Origin of the sequence: Micromonospora sp. PLK6-60 (genome assembly GCF_019890675.1) — a bacterium.
In the GTDB taxonomy this organism is placed as follows: domain Bacteria; phylum Actinomycetota; class Actinomycetes; order Mycobacteriales; family Micromonosporaceae; genus Micromonospora.
Window position 1 is genome coordinate 41419 of record NZ_JAIOAA010000011.1, and the last position, 16367, is coordinate 57785.

Below are 16367 nucleotides of genomic sequence, written 5' to 3' on the forward strand. Positions count from 1 at the left end.
CAGAAGGAGGGGAGTATGCGAGGCACACGACGCCGGCGCATTGCGTTGGTCGCGCTGCCCGCCCTGGTGGGCAGCGTCCTCATCGCCACCGCGCCGGCCGGCGCCGACCCGGCCGGGCCGAGCGCCCCGGCCAGCTCCGGGCGATCGCACCTGGAGGACCCGGGGGCGGTGAGCCTGGTGCGCATCCAGCTGACCGGCGCCGACATGCTGGACAAGGTCGTCGCCGCCGGCTTCGACCTGGAGCACGGCCTCAAGCGCGTCCCGGCGGGCATCGAGGGCGAGGCGGTGGTGACCGCCGAGCAGACCGCCGAACTCGAGGCGCTGGGCGTGAAGATCCTCGCCGACGACGAGGGTTTCGCCTGGGACGACGAGGCCGAGGCCCCCGCCGGCGCGTTCGCCGCCCGGGCCGTCGCGCCGCTCACCCACCAGGAGACGGTACGCATCGCCCGCGCCGACTGGTTCACCACCAAGGGCCAGGGCTTCCTGTACGTCGAGGCGCGCACCACCGAGGGGCAGCAGACCAGCCCGATCGTCGGGATGCAGTTGGCGAACGACTCCGGTCCGGGCACCGAGTTCGGCTCGGCCCGCACGATGAGCCGGTTCGTCGACTCCGGGCAGTACATGTTCCACCGGAACCTGTTCAAGCTCGACACCCGTCCGAACCAGATCCGGGTGACCAGCTCCACCGGCGGGGTGGCCACCGGCCACGTCTCCAACTGGCTGGAGGACGGCGCGCCGCCGCTGACCGCCAACCCGGCCTACAGGTGGAACTTCGTCGACGGCTACCGGCACCCGCAGCAGCTGTTCAGCCGGGCCGAGGAGATCGCCCGGCAGTACCCGGACATCGCCGAGATCGTCTACCTGCCGAACCGCACCAACGGCTACCAGCGCAAGGCGCAGGCCACCATCGGCGGCACCGGGCAGGCCGCGGTCGTGGTCAGCTCGGCGGCCTGGGGTCACGAGGGCGGCAACGACGTCACCGTCGAGTTCGTGGACCGGCCGGGGGCGAACCTCCCGCTCGCGGTCGAGGTGAGCGGCACGGCGGTCCGCGTGCTGCTCGCCAAGAACGCCTCCGGCGCGCCGGCCAGCACGGCGGCCGAGGTGGCGACGGCACTGCGTACCCGGTCGGCGGGGCTGATCGACCGGGCGCACCCGTACCGCACCAACACCGGCACCGGCATCGTCGCGGCGACGCCCGGCCCGGTCGCGCTCACCGACTTCCTCGACCAGAAGCGCGTCGGCGCGCCCGAGGGTGAGGTGCCGCGCGGTCCGGCCACGATCCCGGTGCTGCGCATCGGCAAGCACCGCGACGGCCGCAACCCCGGCGTGCTGATCCAGGCGCAGGACCACGCCCGCGAGTGGGTGCCGGCGACGACGTCGCTGGAGTCGGCCGAGCGGCTGGTGCACAACTACAAGTCCGACTGGGAGACGAAGAAGATCGTCAACAACACCGACATCTTCTTCATCCTGTCCAACAACCCGGACGGGGCGAACTACAGCTTCTACAACTTCGCCTCGCAGCGCCGGAACCTGACCAACCACTGCCCGGACGACAACGCCGATCCGGGCCGGCGCAACGCCTGGGGCGTCGACCTGAACCGCAACTACCGGGTCGGTTCGGCCCAGGACGGCTACGCCGGCGGTTCGAGCAGCTGCGTCAGCGACACCTACCAGGGCCCGGAGAAGCTGTCCGAGCCGGAGTCGAAGAACATCGTCTGGCTCGTCGAGAAGTACTCGAACATCAAGTTCATGATGTCGGTGCACTCCAACGGCGGGCAGCTGTTCTGGCAGCCCGGCGCGTACATCGCGGACGGGCGGATCACCACGCCCCGCCCGCCGCTGGGTGACGAGGCGTTCTACTGGCAGTCGGCGGCCCGGATCCTGTCCCAGGTCAAGGCGCACCGGCAGACCGTCGTCACGCCGGAGAACGTCGGCGGCTCGTCGGACGTGCTCTACTCGTCGGCGGGCAACGTGCGCGAGGACCTCTACCACACCTACGGCATCTACGCCTTCGGGTGGGAGGTCGGCGGCTCGATCTACAACCCGGCCACCGGCAACTGGCAGGGCGGCTCGTTCCAGCCGGCCTGGGAGGGCAACCCCGAGCTGGTCAGCGGGCACGCCGAGACGATGGAGTACGCCAACGGCATCATGGAGATGTTCCGGATCGCCGCCGACTGGGGCAAGGACAACAAGAAGCCGACGTCCCAACTGGTCCCCGGCGGCGGGACGTACGCCGGGCCGGTCGACGTGCGCTTCGAGACCAGCGAGCCGGCCACCATCTACTACACGACCGACGGCAGCCGGCCCACCATGGAGTCGCCGCGCTACGCCGCGACCGAGTTCCGGGAGCCGGGGCAGGTCTTCCACGTGACCGAGACGACGACGTTCCGCTGGTTCTCGGTCGACACCGCCGGCAACATCGAGCAGAACTACGACCCGAGCAACAACGACACCCGCAACAACTACCGTACGGCGACGGTCACCATCGCCCAGCGGTAACGCCCGGCCGGCCTCGCCGGCGCGCTCCGGTGCGCCGGCGAGGCGGTGGCGGTCAACGCCGGTCCGGCCTCGCCAGCATCCGTTGCACCGAGTCGAACGCCCACCAGGCCCGCGACTCGTACCCGTCGGCCTCGCTCAGCTCGCCCAGCCGGGCCAGGGCGGCGGCGTCGTGGCGCAGCGCCAGCCCGGTCGCCGCCAGGATCTCCACCTCGTGGTCGTCGCCGGCCAGTTGCGCGGCGAACAGCTCCCGCAGCGCGGGCACGTCGATCGGGGAGTAGCCGAGGGTCGCCGTGGCCACGGCGCGCACGTCCGGGTCCGGGTCGCGGGCCAGGCGGGTCATCGCCGCCAGGATCTCCGGCGGCGGGTCGTCGGCGGCGCCGCCGTGGCCGTTGAGCAGGTCGTGTGCCACCCGGGCGCGCACCTGCGCCCGCTCGTCGGTGGCGAACGGCAGGAACTCGAACAGGATCGCGCCGGTCTCCCGGTAGCCGGCGTACGCGCCCAGGACGGCGCAGAGCGTCTCGGTGTCCGGCTCCGCCGCCATCCGCTCGCGCAGCACCGCGCATGCCTCGCCGGCGTACGGCGCGTCGGGGGTCTCCCCGTCCACGGTGCCGAAGTGCAGCAGCTCGGCGGTGAACCGGCGGACCAGCACGTCCGGGTCGGCGAGCCGCTCGGCCGCCCACCGGAAGACCTCCGCCGGTGGGAACCGGGTCATCAGGGCGTGCCGCGCCGCCGACCAGTCGTACGACTCCGGGTCGGCCGACCACCGCGCCCGCGCGAGCAACTCGTCGGGTGAGACGGAGAGGTCCAAACTCTCCTCGAGGACGGTGACGGCGGCCCGGTGCGCCACCAGCACCTCCGTCCACCGGCCGTCGGCGGTGGTGAGCCGGATCCGGAGCACGCGGGGCTCGTACTCGTCGGTGGTGAGGTGCTCCCGTCGCACCGTGACGTGGTCGGCGTCGGTGAACCCGGACCGGCGGCGCAGCTCGGCCTCCGGGTCCACGTCGAGCCAGGCCCGGGCCGCGTCCAGCGCCGTCCGCCGGGTCGCCTCCGGCACGGATGCGCGCAGCAGCAGGCTGCTCAGCAGATCGCTGGCACCGTGCTCGGCCGCCCAGCGCACCGGGTCGACGTCGCCCCACGGCCCGTCCGGCAGGATCTCGCCGTCGCGGTAGAACAGGTGCGCCAGACCCGGCCCGCCGAAGCGGATCAGCGCGCCGGCCACCGCCGAGCCCTCGCCCCGCCACCGGGCCTCGCGCGGCAGCGCCGCCAGGTGATCCCGGACGGCGGCGAGGTCGCCCCGTTGAATCGCGTCGGTCAGCGCGTCGTCCACCCGGCGAATTGTGCCGGGTGTGGCCGGCCGGGGTCGGCTCACCGGAGCAAACCAGCCCAATTCGCCGGCTGCTGGCCGTTGCGGCAGTCCGTGCAGACCAGGTAGTCGGTGACGCCGTGACGCTGCACGCCGGCCCCCGCGCCGAGGGCGGGTTCGAGGTCCGGGCGGTTCTTCCCGTCCGGCTATCGTTCTCCCGTGACGGAACGGGAGGCGACGGCCGACCTGCTGCGCGAGTTCCTGGGCCGCCGGGTGGTCACGGTGACCGAGGCCCGCCACTGGCCCGACGGCCGGCCGCCCGAGGAGGAACCGGCGCTGCTGCACTTCTGGCTGCACGTCGAGGGCGGCGCGGCGTTGATGTTCCACGGCGCGGGCGACCACCTCCGGCTGTCCCGCGCCCAGCCGTACCCGGCGTACGAGATGGGGGAGTACGGGCGGGTGCGGGTGGCGGCGGCCCAGCCGCCCGGCGTGCTGGCGTCCTTCGCCGAGCGGCCGCTGGACGACGCCGCGTTGCTGTACCTGGACGCGGACCGCCGCTCGCCGAGCGGGGTGCGGCTGCGGTTCCCGGGCGATGACCTGATCGTGGCGTCCGTCGGCGACGAGTGGTTGATCGAGGCAGCGGCGGCGCACACCGACCCCGGCTGGGGTCTGACGTCCGGCCCGTGGCTGCGCGAGGCTGCCGGCGACGCGATGGACGTCGACCAGGTCGGGGAGGGCGCGCTGGCCGACCGGCTGCGGGCCGCCCGCGACGCCGAGTCGCGTGCCGACTGGGCGACCGCCATCGCGTTGCTGGCGCCGGTGGCCGAGTGTTACAGCGCGGACCACGCGCGCCACCACGCGCACCTGTGGCACCTGGACCTGCTGGCCCGCACCGGGCGCCGGGGCGAGCTGGCGGCGTTGGCCCGCACCGACGTGCACGCGCGACGCCGGCTGAGCTGGTTGTCGCGCGACGAGCCGGCGGACGCCTGACCTGCGGCGGGGCACGCGAAGGGGCCGCCGGTGTCCCGGCGGCCCCCGCACCCGTGACGCCGATCAGACGATCTGCACACCGTAGACGCTGAGCGCCTCGGTGACCGGCTGGAAATGGGTGGTCCCGCAGGGCCGATCGGGCGAGTCGAAGTTGTCACATCGACGGTGGTGGGCGTCCGGGCCGCCTTAGCGGCACGTTAAATAACCACCCCCGCCGCGCGGTCGCGCCGCTCACCTGGGCAGACTGGCCAGATGCCCGTCGCCGACCCGCACCCCGCCGCCCCCGCGCCGAGCCGGCGTCACCGCAGGCGGGGCGGGCGCCGACGTACCCGGGCAGTCGTGGCGGTGGTCGTGCTGCTCGCGGTGGCGGTCGCGGCGGGCGCCTGGTCGCTGCGCGGGCGCGGCGACGGCGACGCGGCCGGGACCGCCGCCGTGCGCATCGCGCCCGAGGCCGCCGCGGGCCAGGTCGGCTCGTGCGCCGGCCGGGCCGCCCGGGCGCCCCGGGAACTGCGTGGCATGTGGATCACGACGGTGAACAACATCGACTGGCCGAGCCGGCCCGGCCTGCCCGCCGAGACGGTACGCGCGGAGTTCCGCGGCTGGCTGGACCTGGCCGTGCGGCGCAACCACAACGCGGTCTTCGTGCACGTACGGCCCAGCGGCGACGCGCTCTGGCCCTCGGCCTACGCCCCGTGGTCGCAGTGGCTGACCGGTCGGCAGGACGGTCGGGACCCGGGCTGGGACCCGATGGCGTTCATGATCGCCGAGGCGCACGCCCGCAACCTGGAGTTCCACGCCTGGTTCAACCCGTACCGGGGTGGGCAGCCGGCCACCGTCGGCGGGCCCGGCCCCCGGATGGACCGGCTCGCGCCGACGCACCCGCTGCGCCGGCACCCCGAGTGGGCGGTCACCTATCCCAGCGCCGACCGGCCCGGCAGCCGTCTCTACTTCAACCCGGGCATCCCCGAGGCGCGGGCGTTCGTCGAGGACGCCATGCTGGAGGCGGTCGAGAAGTACGACGTCGACGGGGTGCACTTCGACGACTTCTTCTACCCGTACCCGGAGGCCGGGCAGGACTTCCCGGACGGCGCGGCGTTCGCCCGGTACGGCCGGGGCTTCACCGACCGGCACGCCTGGCGGCGGGACAACGTCGACACGCTGGTCCGGGAGATGAGCGAGCGGATCAAGGCGGTCAAGCCGTGGGTGAAGTTCGGCATCAGCCCGTTCGGCATCTGGCGCAACAAGGGCACCGACCCGGCCGGCTCGGCCACCGCCGGCCTGCAGAGCTACGACGACATCTACGCCGACACCCGCCGCTGGGTCCGGGAGCAGTGGCTGGACTACGTGGTGCCGCAGCTGTACTGGCACATCGGCTTCGCCAAGGCCGACTACGCCAAGCTGCTGCCCTGGTGGGCGGCCCTGGTGCGGGGCACCCGGGTGCAGCTCTACATCGGCCAGGCCGACTACCGGGTGGGCGAGCGGGGCGCCTGGCGCGACCCGGCCGAGCTGGACCGCCAGCTCGCCCTCAACCGCCGGCACCAGGTCAGCGGGAGCGTGCACTTCAGCGCCCGCCAGGTACGCGACGACAAGCTCGGCGCGGTCAGCCGGTACAGCGCGGCGCACTACGACGGTCCGGCGCTGCTGCCGGCGATGGCGCAGCTGCCGGCCGCCCCGCCGGCGGCGCCCGCGCTCACCGGCGTACGGCGGGCGCCGGCCGGCGGTGTCGAGGTGACCTGGCGCGGCGACGCCGCGACGAGCTTCGCCGTCTACCGGGTGGACGGGGACACGGCCCGGCTGGTCGGCACCACCCGGACCGGCGCCTGGACCGACCGGGCCGCCCCGGCGGACCGCCCGGTGTCCTACTGCGTCTCCGGTGTGGACCGCAGCGGCAACGAGGGCCCGCTCAGCGCGCCGGTGTCCCTCGCCGTGGGCTGACCGTCCTGCCCCAGGAACTCCTCCAGTACGGTGACCAGCCGCACCGGCGTCTCGTACATCGCGTAGTGCCCGGCGTTGGCGAGCACCTCCAGCCGGGCGTTGGGGTAGTGCCGCAGCCAGGTCTCGCGCATCGTGTCGGCGCCCAGCGCCGGGTCGTGCTCGCCGACCACGGCGAGCGCCGGCACCGGGTTGCCCTTCACCTCGTCGGTGAAGTCGGTGCGCGCCCAGGCGCTCAGGTACGCCCCGAACGCCTCCCGGGTGGAGTGTTCGAGGGAGAACCGGACCATCTCGTCCAGCCAGTGCCCGGAGAGCCGGTTGCCGGTGGTGAGGTCGATGATGGCGCGCCGGTTCGCCGGGTTGCCGGCCGCGCCGTCGAACAGCGCCCAGCTCTGCAGGTCGAAGGGCACCCCGCCGGCCGGGACCGGGCTGATGCCGACGAGGTGTCGCACCCGGCCGGGGGCGTCGGCGAGCACCCGCTGGGCGGCGCTGCCGCCCATCGAGTGCCCGACCACCGAGAAGGTGTCCCAGCCGAGCGAGTCGGCCAGGTCCAGCGCGTCGCGGGCGATCTCGGCGATGCTGTGCTCGCCGGCCACCCCGGCGCGCGCGCCGTAGCCCCGGTAGTCCAGGAAGGCCCAGGTGAAGCGTTCGCCGTCGATCAGCTCGGGCAGCCCGCCCCAGCCGCGCGCCGATCCGAACCACCCGTGCAGGGCCAGCACCGGGTGCGGGCCGTGCCCGACGGTGAGCGGGCTGCCGTCGGTGGGGCTGCTCGTCATCACGGGGTCCTTTCGCGAGGCTGACGCGGGCGACCCGGCCGGTGGCCGAGGTGAGAGCGACCGTAGCCCCGCGTCCCGGGCGAACGGAAGCGCGTGTCGGATCAGCGTCGCTGCCCAGCCGGGGGAGCCTGACCAGGGGCGCATCCCGGAGTTCACCGGCTATAAGATCCACCGACCGTGGCGAAGCATCGCCACCGCCCCCTCCGGAGCCCCGCATGTCCGAGCCGCCGCCCCGCACCGACGTACCCGAGGTCAGCCGGTCCCGGCGGCGCTGGCTGCTGCCGGCGGCCGGGCTCGCCGTGGTGCTGGCCGTGCCGCTCGTGACGGTGCTCGTCACCGCCGATGCCGAACCTCCGGCGGCCCGCCCCGCCGCCGCGCCGACCTCGCTGGCGCCCACCCCCGTCGCCGCGCCGACCTCGCCAGCCCCCGCCGCCACCTTGACCCCGACGCGCCCGGTCGCCGTGCCGGCGCGCGTGCCGACTCCCGAGGCCACCCGCGCGTCGACCCCGACCCGGCGGCCCACGGCGACCCGGTCGACGACCGCGCCCGCCACCCGGCGCCCCACGGCGACCACCTCGCCCACACCGAGCTGCACCCCGGCCGGGGTCGTGGACGTGGTCCAGGTCTTCACCGACGGGGTGGTCAAGGTCGCCGCCCGCACCGGCGGCGACGTCACCGACCTGCTCTGCCCCGGCGAGCGGGTCCGGGTGCTCTGGGCCACCTACCGGCGCACCGCCGACGGCGGCGCCACGCTGTACCGCTCCGAGGTGCGCTACCTGGACCGATCCGCGCCCACCTGGACCATGCGGCTCGCCCTCTCCGGCGCCTGCGGTGACTCCTGGTACGTGGTGGCCGGCAACTGGAGCATCCCGCGCACCCTCAAGCCCGGGGTGGTGCCGTTCGGGCGCGGCAAGCTGAACTGGGAGACCGGCGGGCCCTGCTGACCCCCCGGGCGATCGTCGGCCCGGGTTGCCGGATCCCGACCACGGGAGTAGGCAGGAGGCTCACCCGTGTCGATCTGGGGAGACCACATGAGACCTCGGGCCCTACTCGTCACCGCGACCGTCGCCGCGCTCGTCGCCGGCGTCGCCGCGCCCGTGCAGGCGAAGCCCGCCGAGCCGCCGAAGCAGCCGACCGCCCTCGGATACGGCGGCGCGGTCTCCACTGTCGACCCCACCGCCACCGCCGTCGGGCTGGACGTGCTGCGGCGCGGCGGCAACGCCGTCGACGCGGCGGTCGCCGCGGCGGCGACCCTCGGCGTCACCGAACCGTTCTCGGCCGGCGTCGGCGGTGGCGGCTTCCTCGTCTACTACGACGCGAAGACCAGGCGGGTGCACACCATCGACGGCCGGGAGGCGGCCCCGGCCTCGATGACCGAGACCAGTCTGATCGACCCGGCCACCGGCCAGCCGTACCGGTTCGACGAGGCCCGCATCAGCGGCCTGTCGGTCGGCGTGCCCGGCACCCTGGCCACCTGGCGCGACGCCCTGGACCGCTGGGGCAGCCGGTCGCTGGCCCAGCTGTTGCGCCCCGCCGCCCAGGTCGCCGAGCGCGGCTTCGCCGTGGACGAGACCTTCGCCGGCCAGATCGCCGCCAACCAGGCGGCGTTCGCGCAGTTCACCTCCACCCGCGCGCTGTACCTGCCCGGCGGGCGACCCCCGGCGGTCGGCAGCACCTTCCGCAACCCCGACCTGGCCGCCACCTACCGGCTGATCGGCAAGCGGGGCACCGACGCGTTCTACCGGGGCGAGATCGGCCGGGACGTGACCGCCACCGTGGCCCGCCCGCCGGTCGCGGCGCAGCCGACCGAGTCGTGGCCGTACCCGATCCGCCCGGCCACGATGACCGCCGCGGACCTGGCCGCCTACCGCACCCGCTTCCCGGAGCCGACCCGGTCGGACTACCGCGGCCTTCAGGTGTACGGCATGGCCACCCCGTCCAGCGGCGGCACCGCCGTGGGCGAGGCGCTCAACATCCTGGAACGCTACAACCTGCGGTCGATGACCGCCGCCCAGGCGCTGCACCACTACCTGGAGGCCAGCGCCCTGGCATTCGCCGACCGCAACCGGTACGTCGGCGACCACACCCCGCGCGAGCTGCTGCGCGAGCTGCTCAGCGACGGCTACGCCGGCGAGCGCGCCTGCCTGATCGACCCGGCGGCGGCGCTGCCCAAGCCGGTCGCCCCCGGCGTCCCCGACGGCGCGTACGGCGGCTGCGCGGCGGCACCGGCCGCCGACGTGCGCGACGACCGCAAGAGCACCACCAACCTCACCGTCGCCGACCGGTGGGGCAACGTGGTGGAGTACACGCTGACCATCGAGGCCACCGGCGGCAACGCGATGGTCGTACCCGGTCGCGGGTTCCTGCTCAACAACGAGCTGACCGACTTCAACTTCGCGCCCACCCAGGGCACCGCACCCGACCCGAACCTGCCCGGGCCGGGCAAGCGCCCGCGCAGCTCGATGGCACCGACGATCGTGCTGGCCGACGGCCGGCCGTTCCTCGCCGTCGGCACCCCCGGCGGCGCCACCATCATCACCACCGTGCTGCAACTGCTGGTCAACCGGATCGACCTGGGCATGACCCTGCCGCAGGCGCTGGCCGCGCCGCGCGCGTCGCAGCGCAACAGCGCCAGCACCCAGGCCGAACCGGCCTTCATCACCGCGTACGCGGGCACCCTACCGCCCGGCCACACGTTCGCCTCGACGGCGGAGATCGGCGCGGCGACCGGCATCGAGTTCCAGCCGGACGGCCGGCTGCTCGCCGCCGCCGAGCCGGTCCGCCGGGGCGGCGGCGCGGCGGCCGTGGTCGGCCGCTGGGGCCGCCACTGACCCCGGTCTCGACGCTGCCGCCGGCCCAGTCTCCTTTGCCTGCTGGCGGCCCGGGCCGCCCACCACACGCTGCGCGCCCCGACCGCCGTGAATCTTGGACACTTACCGTTCCGCCCGAACGGCAACTGTCCAAGATCCGGGCCGGTGATCGCCGGCGCGGCCAGCAGCTCGCTCCGGGCGGTAGCATCTGTCGGCGTGACGTCTGGGCAGAGCCCGGCGCCCGCGCTGCCCCGCGACAGAAGGAACCTGGGGCGGCGTGCGCACCGCTGCCCGACTCACCCCGAGGATGGAGAGGGGGTGAGCCGTATGACCGGAACCCTCCTGACTGCCGGTGACGAGGTCGATGTCGTCGTCACGTCCGTCAAGCCGTTCGGGCTCTTCGTCGAGTCTGATACCGGTGTGCACGGGCTCGTCCGCGGTGGCGGTGCCGCGGTCGGCGCGACGGTACGCGTGCGCGTGATCGAGTTCGACGCCGCCGAGTCGCGATTCCACGCGACGCTCGTCGACTGACGAGGTGGCCCGGTCGGCCTCCGAGCCGACCGGGCCATACCTCGGCCACCGGGCACCCGCTGACCGCGCCGTCCCGGTCAGCGGTCGTCAGGCCACCCGATGACCCGCTCGGCGGTGACCCCGCGCAGGTCGGCCCCCTCCCAGCGGGCCCCGGTGACGTCCGTGCGGCCGTACTCCGGATCGTGCGTCATGACGTGGCCGAACCGCGCGTACGACAGATCGGTGTCACGCAGGTCGGCATCCCGCAGGTCACAGCCGGCGAAGCTGGCGCCGCGCAGCGAGGCGCCCCGGAAGTCGGCGCCGCGAAAGTCGCACATCTTGAAGAAGTGCCCGTCGAGGGTGCGATGCCGAAGGTCGCTCCCCACGAACGACTGCCTCGTCGCGCCGGGCAGGATGTCCATGCCCGAGACGGTAGCCGGATCCCCGCTGCCGGACCATCGGGGTCCGACCACCAAGCATCAAGACTTGCGGTCACTCTCGGGGGTAACGAACGAGCCCGAGAGGCAACCGCCGCCGCAGATGGGTTTACCTGGGAAAACAACCCCGAAGGCGGACGCTTGGACGAGCCGGCCACACCCATCCCCGGCCTCGGTTAGCGTCGGGCCATGGCCGAGGTGAACCTGCGCCTGCGTGGCGGACCGTACGACGGGCAGCGGCTCGTCTGGGACGTGCCGGACGCCGACGACCCGCCGCCCACGTACGAGCTGAAGCTGCACGGGCCGCACGAGGGCGTGGAGACGTTCAGCTACCGCCGGGTCGGTCTCGATCCGGGCGGGGACGGTTGGCTCTACGAGGCGCCGGACCTCGGCATTCCCTAGCCGGGGGCGGGTGAGTCGGGGGCATGGCCGAGGTGCTGGAGGACGGGGACATCTACTTCCTCTACCGTCCACGAGTGGGGGAGGAGCACGTCGGTTCGCTGGCCGAGGTGCAGCGGCTGCTGGTGGTGCTGTGCCCCTGGCGTGGGCGGCGGCGCCTGCGGCTGCTCGTGGTGGGCCGCAAGCACCTGCCCGAGATCAGCGAGCACGCCCGGTACTGGGCGTTCGTGGAGTCGGTCGTCGACCGGCCCGAGCAGCTGTACGAGGCGCTGCGCCCGTCCCGGTACGTCACGAAGACCCGGGGTGAGCGGCTGCAGCAGGCGCCCCGGCCGCTGGCCGAGGGGGCATACTGCGTCACCCGGCACGACGACCACACCCACCTGGCGTACCAGCTGGAGCTGCCCCGGCGGCCCGGCCCGCCACAGCGTGAGCTGGACATCGAGCCGGAGGCCAGCTACATCGTGACGGTGAAGAACCCTGCGGCGCCGTCTCCGCCGGGAGTGGGGCTGCCGGGCCGCGGCAGGGCGCGGCTCCCGGCCGACCTCCAGGAACGCTTCCACACCCGGCGCTTCGCACCCGTCGATCCGCCCCGGTTCCTCGACCACCCGGGCGTGGAGCTCGTGCTGATCGGGGCGGCACACGACGCCTCGGCGGAGCTCGGCATCGACCTGGACGCGGAGGTCGAGCGGGCCGCCCGGGACACGATCTTCGAGGAGCTGCGCATCGGCCGGGCCGACCGACCGGTGGCACCGGAGATCACCGCCCGGTGGCGCTGACGGCCGGGTCTCCCGCCGACGCGGCGAGTGCGACCGGCACCGCCACCACGTTCACCCGGGAGCCGTCGCGCGCGGACACCTCGTACACCTCGATCGTGCCGGGACCGGCGACGGCCAGCCGGTACCGGACGGTGGTGCGGTAGTCGCCCCGGCAGCCGGTGCCGCAGGTGGCGGTGGTGAAGCCGGTGCCGATCTCCCGGCCGGCGCGGTCGAGGATCCGGATGCTGACCGTGGCCTCGAAGACCTGCGCGGTGCCGGTGACGGTGACCGGGGTGGTCACGGGCTGCCCGACGAGTGGCGCGGTGACCACGATCGGGGGCAGCAGCGCGGCGTAGTCGGCCCGGGTGGTCGGCGCGCCGTCGCCGAGGTCGACCCGACGCACGGTGGGGAACTGGGTGAGTGTCCACACCAGTTGCGCCCGGCGCAGCCGTACCGTCGCCGCCGCGCCCTGGTCGAAGCCGGTGGGGACGGCGACCGTGGCGGTGCCGGCGGCGATCCGGACGATCTGCACGCCGGCGGGGAGCAGGGTGGTCATCCCGGTGGCCGCCTCGGCCGGGGACGGCCCGGCGGCGAGTTCGGTCAGCGCCAGCCGGGACGTGGCGGGCGTCGCCGGCCGGGTGCGCGCGGTGGGCACGAGCCGCCCGTCGCGGACGAACCAGAGGTGCACGGTGACGACGCCGGTGGGCGTCGGCTCGGCCGCCGCCGTGGCCGCCGGTGAGGCAGGGGGCGGCGATGCAGGGGGCGGCGAGGCAGGGGACGGCGGGGCCGGAGCGGAGGCCGTCGGTCGGGCGGCCGGGCTGGTCGGGGCAGTGGCGGTGACCGGCGCGGGGAGCGTGGGGGCCGGCCCGAGCGTGCCGGAGCGGGCGTCGGCGCAGCCCGCCGCGAGCAGCGCGGCGGCCAGCAGCGGGGCGAGGACGCGTCTCATCCGGCACCTCCCTCGGCCGGGTCGACGGGCAGTTCCAGGCGGAACTCGGTGCCCACGTCGACCTCGCTGCGCACCGTGAGCCGGGCGCCGAGCAGCCGGGCGTTCTCCCGGGCGATGGCCAGGCCCAGTCCGCTGCCCGCTCCGGCGCGGTCCGTGTCGACCTTGTAGAAGCGGTCGAACAGGTGCGGCAGGTGGTCGGCGGGGATGCCCGGCCCCTCGTCGGTCACCGTGACCAGCAGGGTCGGGCCCGCCCGGGCCACCGCCGCCCGCCGGCGGCCGGTGCCGTGCTCGACGGCGTTGCCGACCAGGTTCGCCAGCACCCGCTCCAGCCGCCGGGGGTCGCTGCGCGCCAGGAACCGGCGGCCGTCGCCGGTGACGGTCACCCGGTCGCGCCAGCCCCGGGCCTCGACGACCGCGCGCAGCAGCGCCGGCACGTCCACCGGCCGGGGCTCCACCACCTCCCGGCCGGCGTCCAGCCGGGAGATCTCCATCAGCTCCTCCACCAGCCGGCGCAGCCGGACCACGTCGGTCACCAGCAGTTCCGCGTCGCGCCGGGCGTCGGCCGGCAGCGCGTCCAGGTGCTCGCGCAGCAGCGAGGCCGCGATCACCAGCGCGGTCACCGGGGTACGCAGCTCGTGCGCCACGTCGGCGGTGAACCGCCGCTCCCGGGCCTGCGCCCGGGACAGCGCGTCGATCTTGCCCTGCAACGCGTCGGCCATCTCGTTGAACGCGGCGGCCCAGTCGCTGAACTCGTCCCGGCCGCGCACCGGCAGCCGGGTGTCGAGCAGGCCCTCGGCGACCGCGCGGGCGGCCCGGCTGGCCCGGCCGACCGGTTCCAGGGTGCGCCGGGCCAGGGCGTGCCCGACGGCGGCGGCGAGCAGCACCACCACCACCCAGCCGGCGGCGAGCGCGGTGCGCAGCTGGTCGAGGTCGGCGACGATGCCGTCCTCGACGGTCACCACGTACAGCTCGGTGGTGGAGCCGGGGATCCGGCCGCCGACCAGGAGCAGGTGGCGGCCGGCGTCGGCGCGGCGCTCGTACGCCAGTTGCCCGGCGGCGACGGCGGACCGCAACCGGGCCCCGGGCGCCGGGGCCAGGTCCGGGTCGCCGGTGCGGGCGTCCGGGTCGACCAGCAGCACCTGCCGGCCGCTGCCGGTGAAACTGGCCAGCAGGTCGGCCCGGCGGGCGTCGGTCAGCGGCAGGAACTGCGCGGCGAGCACCAGCTCGTAGCGGGCGTCCGCGGCGGCCCGCTGCACCGAGCCGTCCAGCCGGGCCTGCCGCAGCAGCAGGTACGACCCGCCGGCCAGCACCCCGGCGGACACCCCGGCGACCAGCACGAACGCCACCACCAGCCGCCGTCGCAGGCGACCCGGGGAGACGGCGTACGCGGCCATCGGCGGTCCTTCAGGGGGAGAGTTTGTAGCCGGCGCCGCGCACGGTCCGGATCAGGATCGGGTGGGCCGGGTCGTCTTCCAGCTTGGCCCGCAGCCGCTGCACCGCCACGTCCACCAGCCGGGTGTCGAACACCTGCGAGTGCTGCCACACCCGGTCCAGCAGCACGTCGCGGGTGAACACCCGCCCCGGGCGGCGGGCCAGCTCCAGCAGCAGCCGGAACTCGGTCGCGGTCAGGGTCAGCTCCCGGCCGTCCTTGCGGACGGTGAACCGGGCCGGGTCGACCTCCAGCCGCCCCACCAGCAGCGTGGTCTCCTCGACCGGGGCGGCGGCGCGGCGCAGCACCGCCCGTACCCGGGCGACCAGCTCCGGCAGGTCGAACGGTTTGCGCAGGTAGTCGTCGGCCCCGCACTCCAGGCCCACCACCACGTCGACGGTGTCGGTGCGGGCGGTGAGCATCAGCACCGGCACCTGACTGCCGCGCCGGATCTCCCGCAGCACCTCGAACCCGTCCAGCCCGGGCAGCATCACGTCGAGCACGATCAGGTCGACCGGGCCGGCCCGCCACGCGGCCAGCGCCGCCCGCCCGTCGGCGGCGGTGCCCACCCGGAAACCGGCCCGGCGCAGACCGAGGGCGGTCGCCTCCCGGATGGCGGCGTCGTCCTCGACGAGCAGCACGCGGCCCTCCATCACCCCAGCGTAAGTCCGCCGTCACCGGGACGTACCTGCCGGAACGGCCGGTGCCGAGGGTCCGCGCGGACCCTCGGCACCGGCGTCGGTTCACGCCTGCCACTGGTGGGCGACGTCCAGCACGATCCGGCTGTGGGTGCCCGGGCCGGCGAGCACGAACACCCGGAACGGCAGCTGCGCCCGCACGCCCACGGCGAACGTCGTGTAGCCCTCGAAGCTGCCCCCGAACACCACGTCGCGCAGCGTCCGGTAGCCGAAGGCGTTGACCGCGTGGTCGCCGACCCGGTACGGCACCGTCGCGCCGTGCGACCCGTCGTACGCCGGGGCCCGCAGCGACACGCTCAGCAGCGCCCCGCCCGCGGTGTACGGCGACATCGGCTCGCCCGCCCCGTCGGTGTACGTCTCGCCGTAGGCCACCGAGTAGCCGGTCACCGACCCGTCGAACTCGAACACCACCCGGTCCCAGCAGTCCTGCTGCCCGGCCCGCACCTCGATCAGCGGGGCGCCGCTGAGTGTGCCGGCCGTCTTCGCCCCACTGCCCCAGGTGATCCCGCAGTACGGCGCCGCCGCCGATGCGGTCGTCGCGCCGCCGGCCACCAGCCCGGCCGCCAGCAGCACCGCCGCCACCAGGGCCCTTCTGATCCTCATCGGTCTGCTCCCTCCCGTCATCCGGCCGTCGCCGGCCGGTCGTGTGCTTGCGGCTCGACCGTCCGCCGGCCGTACGGCAGCAGGTTCGCCGTGGCGTAACAGGGGGGTAACAGGTGTCGCGGGGCGTCGACGGGCGCGACGAGGGTGCGCGCGGCCCGGTGAAAGCCGCCCGGACCAGTGTGTTCGTCCGTCGCGGCGGGCCGTCTCACCTGATCGGTTCGACGCTCTGTCACCATCGCGACACAGCTGTTGTGAGTGATCCCCGCGATCGATGTGCTGT

General features: G+C 74.6%; 15 protein-coding genes. 8 read left to right on the forward strand and 7 right to left on the reverse strand.

The features are described from left to right. Nucleotides 1-15 precede the first annotated feature (15 nt). The gene (locus K7640_RS20365; RefSeq protein ID WP_222956459.1) at nucleotides 16-2499 is read left to right on the forward strand and encodes a M14 family metallopeptidase; all 2484 of its coding nucleotides are present in this window, start codon (nucleotides 16-18) and stop codon (nucleotides 2497-2499) included. Between the two features lie 52 nt (nucleotides 2500-2551). On the opposite strand, the gene K7640_RS20370 is transcribed toward K7640_RS20365, so the two are convergent. After that, nucleotides 2552-3826, reverse strand: coding sequence for a hypothetical protein (locus K7640_RS20370; RefSeq protein ID WP_222956460.1), 1275 nt, complete (start codon nucleotides 3824-3826; stop codon nucleotides 2552-2554). Between the two features lie 195 nt (nucleotides 3827-4021). Between K7640_RS20370 and K7640_RS20375 the strand changes: the two genes are divergently transcribed. Then, entirely contained in the window at nucleotides 4022-4792 is a 771-nt protein-coding gene (locus K7640_RS20375) for a hypothetical protein (RefSeq protein ID WP_222956461.1), read from the forward strand. A 252-nt stretch (nucleotides 4793-5044) separates the two neighbouring features. After that, nucleotides 5045-6727, forward strand: a complete 1683-nt coding sequence (locus K7640_RS20380; protein ID WP_222956462.1) for a family 10 glycosylhydrolase — start codon at nucleotides 5045-5047, stop codon at nucleotides 6725-6727. On the opposite strand, the gene K7640_RS20385 is transcribed toward K7640_RS20380, so the two are convergent. Further along, a complete protein-coding gene (locus K7640_RS20385) occupies nucleotides 6652-7500 on the reverse strand; it encodes an alpha/beta fold hydrolase (protein ID WP_222956463.1) in 849 nt (282 codons plus the stop codon). The genes K7640_RS20380 and K7640_RS20385 overlap by 76 nt on opposite strands. A gap of 215 nt (nucleotides 7501-7715) precedes the next feature. On the opposite strand from K7640_RS20385, the gene K7640_RS20390 reads away from it, so the two are divergent. The 3 genes from K7640_RS20390 to K7640_RS20400 all read left to right on the forward strand — a co-directional run bounded on the left by K7640_RS20390 (nucleotide 7716) and on the right by K7640_RS20400 (nucleotide 10841). Further along, nucleotides 7716-8444, forward strand: a complete 729-nt coding sequence (locus K7640_RS20390; RefSeq protein ID WP_222956464.1) for a hypothetical protein — start codon at nucleotides 7716-7718, stop codon at nucleotides 8442-8444. Between the two features lie 87 nt (nucleotides 8445-8531). Next, nucleotides 8532-10331 carry a gamma-glutamyltransferase gene (gene ggt / locus K7640_RS20395; protein ID WP_222956465.1) on the forward strand — a complete coding sequence of 600 codons (1800 nt, stop codon included), beginning with the start codon at nucleotides 8532-8534 and terminating at the stop codon, nucleotides 10329-10331. A gap of 306 nt (nucleotides 10332-10637) precedes the next feature. Further along, on the forward strand, nucleotides 10638-10841 hold the full coding sequence (locus tag K7640_RS20400) for a S1 RNA-binding domain-containing protein (protein ID WP_222956466.1): 204 nt from the start codon (nucleotides 10638-10640) through the stop codon (nucleotides 10839-10841). Nucleotides 10842-10918: 77 nt separating this feature from the next. Here the strand turns inward: K7640_RS20400 and K7640_RS20405 are convergent, their stop codons facing one another. Next, nucleotides 10919-11242 (reverse strand): pentapeptide repeat-containing protein, encoded by a 324-nt coding sequence (locus K7640_RS20405; RefSeq protein WP_222956467.1) that lies wholly within the window; start codon nucleotides 11240-11242, stop codon nucleotides 10919-10921. Between the two features lie 204 nt (nucleotides 11243-11446). On the opposite strand from K7640_RS20405, the gene K7640_RS20410 reads away from it, so the two are divergent. Together K7640_RS20410 and K7640_RS20415 are read left to right on the forward strand one after the other, a co-directional pair. Further along, complete coding sequence (locus K7640_RS20410) at nucleotides 11447-11659, forward strand: hypothetical protein (protein ID WP_222956468.1); 213 nt, start codon at nucleotides 11447-11449, stop codon at nucleotides 11657-11659. Between the two features lie 23 nt (nucleotides 11660-11682). After that, complete coding sequence (locus K7640_RS20415) at nucleotides 11683-12432, forward strand: hypothetical protein (protein WP_222956469.1); 750 nt, start codon at nucleotides 11683-11685, stop codon at nucleotides 12430-12432. Here the strand turns inward: K7640_RS20415 and K7640_RS30625 are convergent. The 4 genes from K7640_RS30625 to K7640_RS20435 all read right to left on the reverse strand — a co-directional run bounded on the left by K7640_RS30625 (nucleotide 12413) and on the right by K7640_RS20435 (nucleotide 16087). After that, entirely contained in the window at nucleotides 12413-13357 is a 945-nt protein-coding gene (locus tag K7640_RS30625; protein ID WP_222956470.1) for a Gmad2 immunoglobulin-like domain-containing protein, read from the reverse strand. The genes K7640_RS20415 and K7640_RS30625 overlap by 20 nt on opposite strands. Further along, nucleotides 13354-14751 (reverse strand): HAMP domain-containing sensor histidine kinase, encoded by a 1398-nt coding sequence (locus tag K7640_RS20425; RefSeq protein ID WP_222956471.1) that lies wholly within the window; start codon nucleotides 14749-14751, stop codon nucleotides 13354-13356. The genes K7640_RS30625 and K7640_RS20425 overlap by 4 nt, the downstream gene beginning before the upstream one ends. Nucleotides 14752-14761: 10 nt before the next feature. Then, a complete protein-coding gene (locus K7640_RS20430; RefSeq protein ID WP_222956472.1) occupies nucleotides 14762-15439 on the reverse strand; it encodes a response regulator transcription factor in 678 nt (225 codons plus the stop codon). Nucleotides 15440-15529: 90 nt separating this feature from the next. Beyond that, nucleotides 15530-16087 (reverse strand): hypothetical protein, encoded by a 558-nt coding sequence (locus K7640_RS20435; protein ID WP_222956473.1) that lies wholly within the window; start codon nucleotides 16085-16087, stop codon nucleotides 15530-15532. Between the last annotated feature and the right edge of the window lie 280 nt (nucleotides 16088-16367).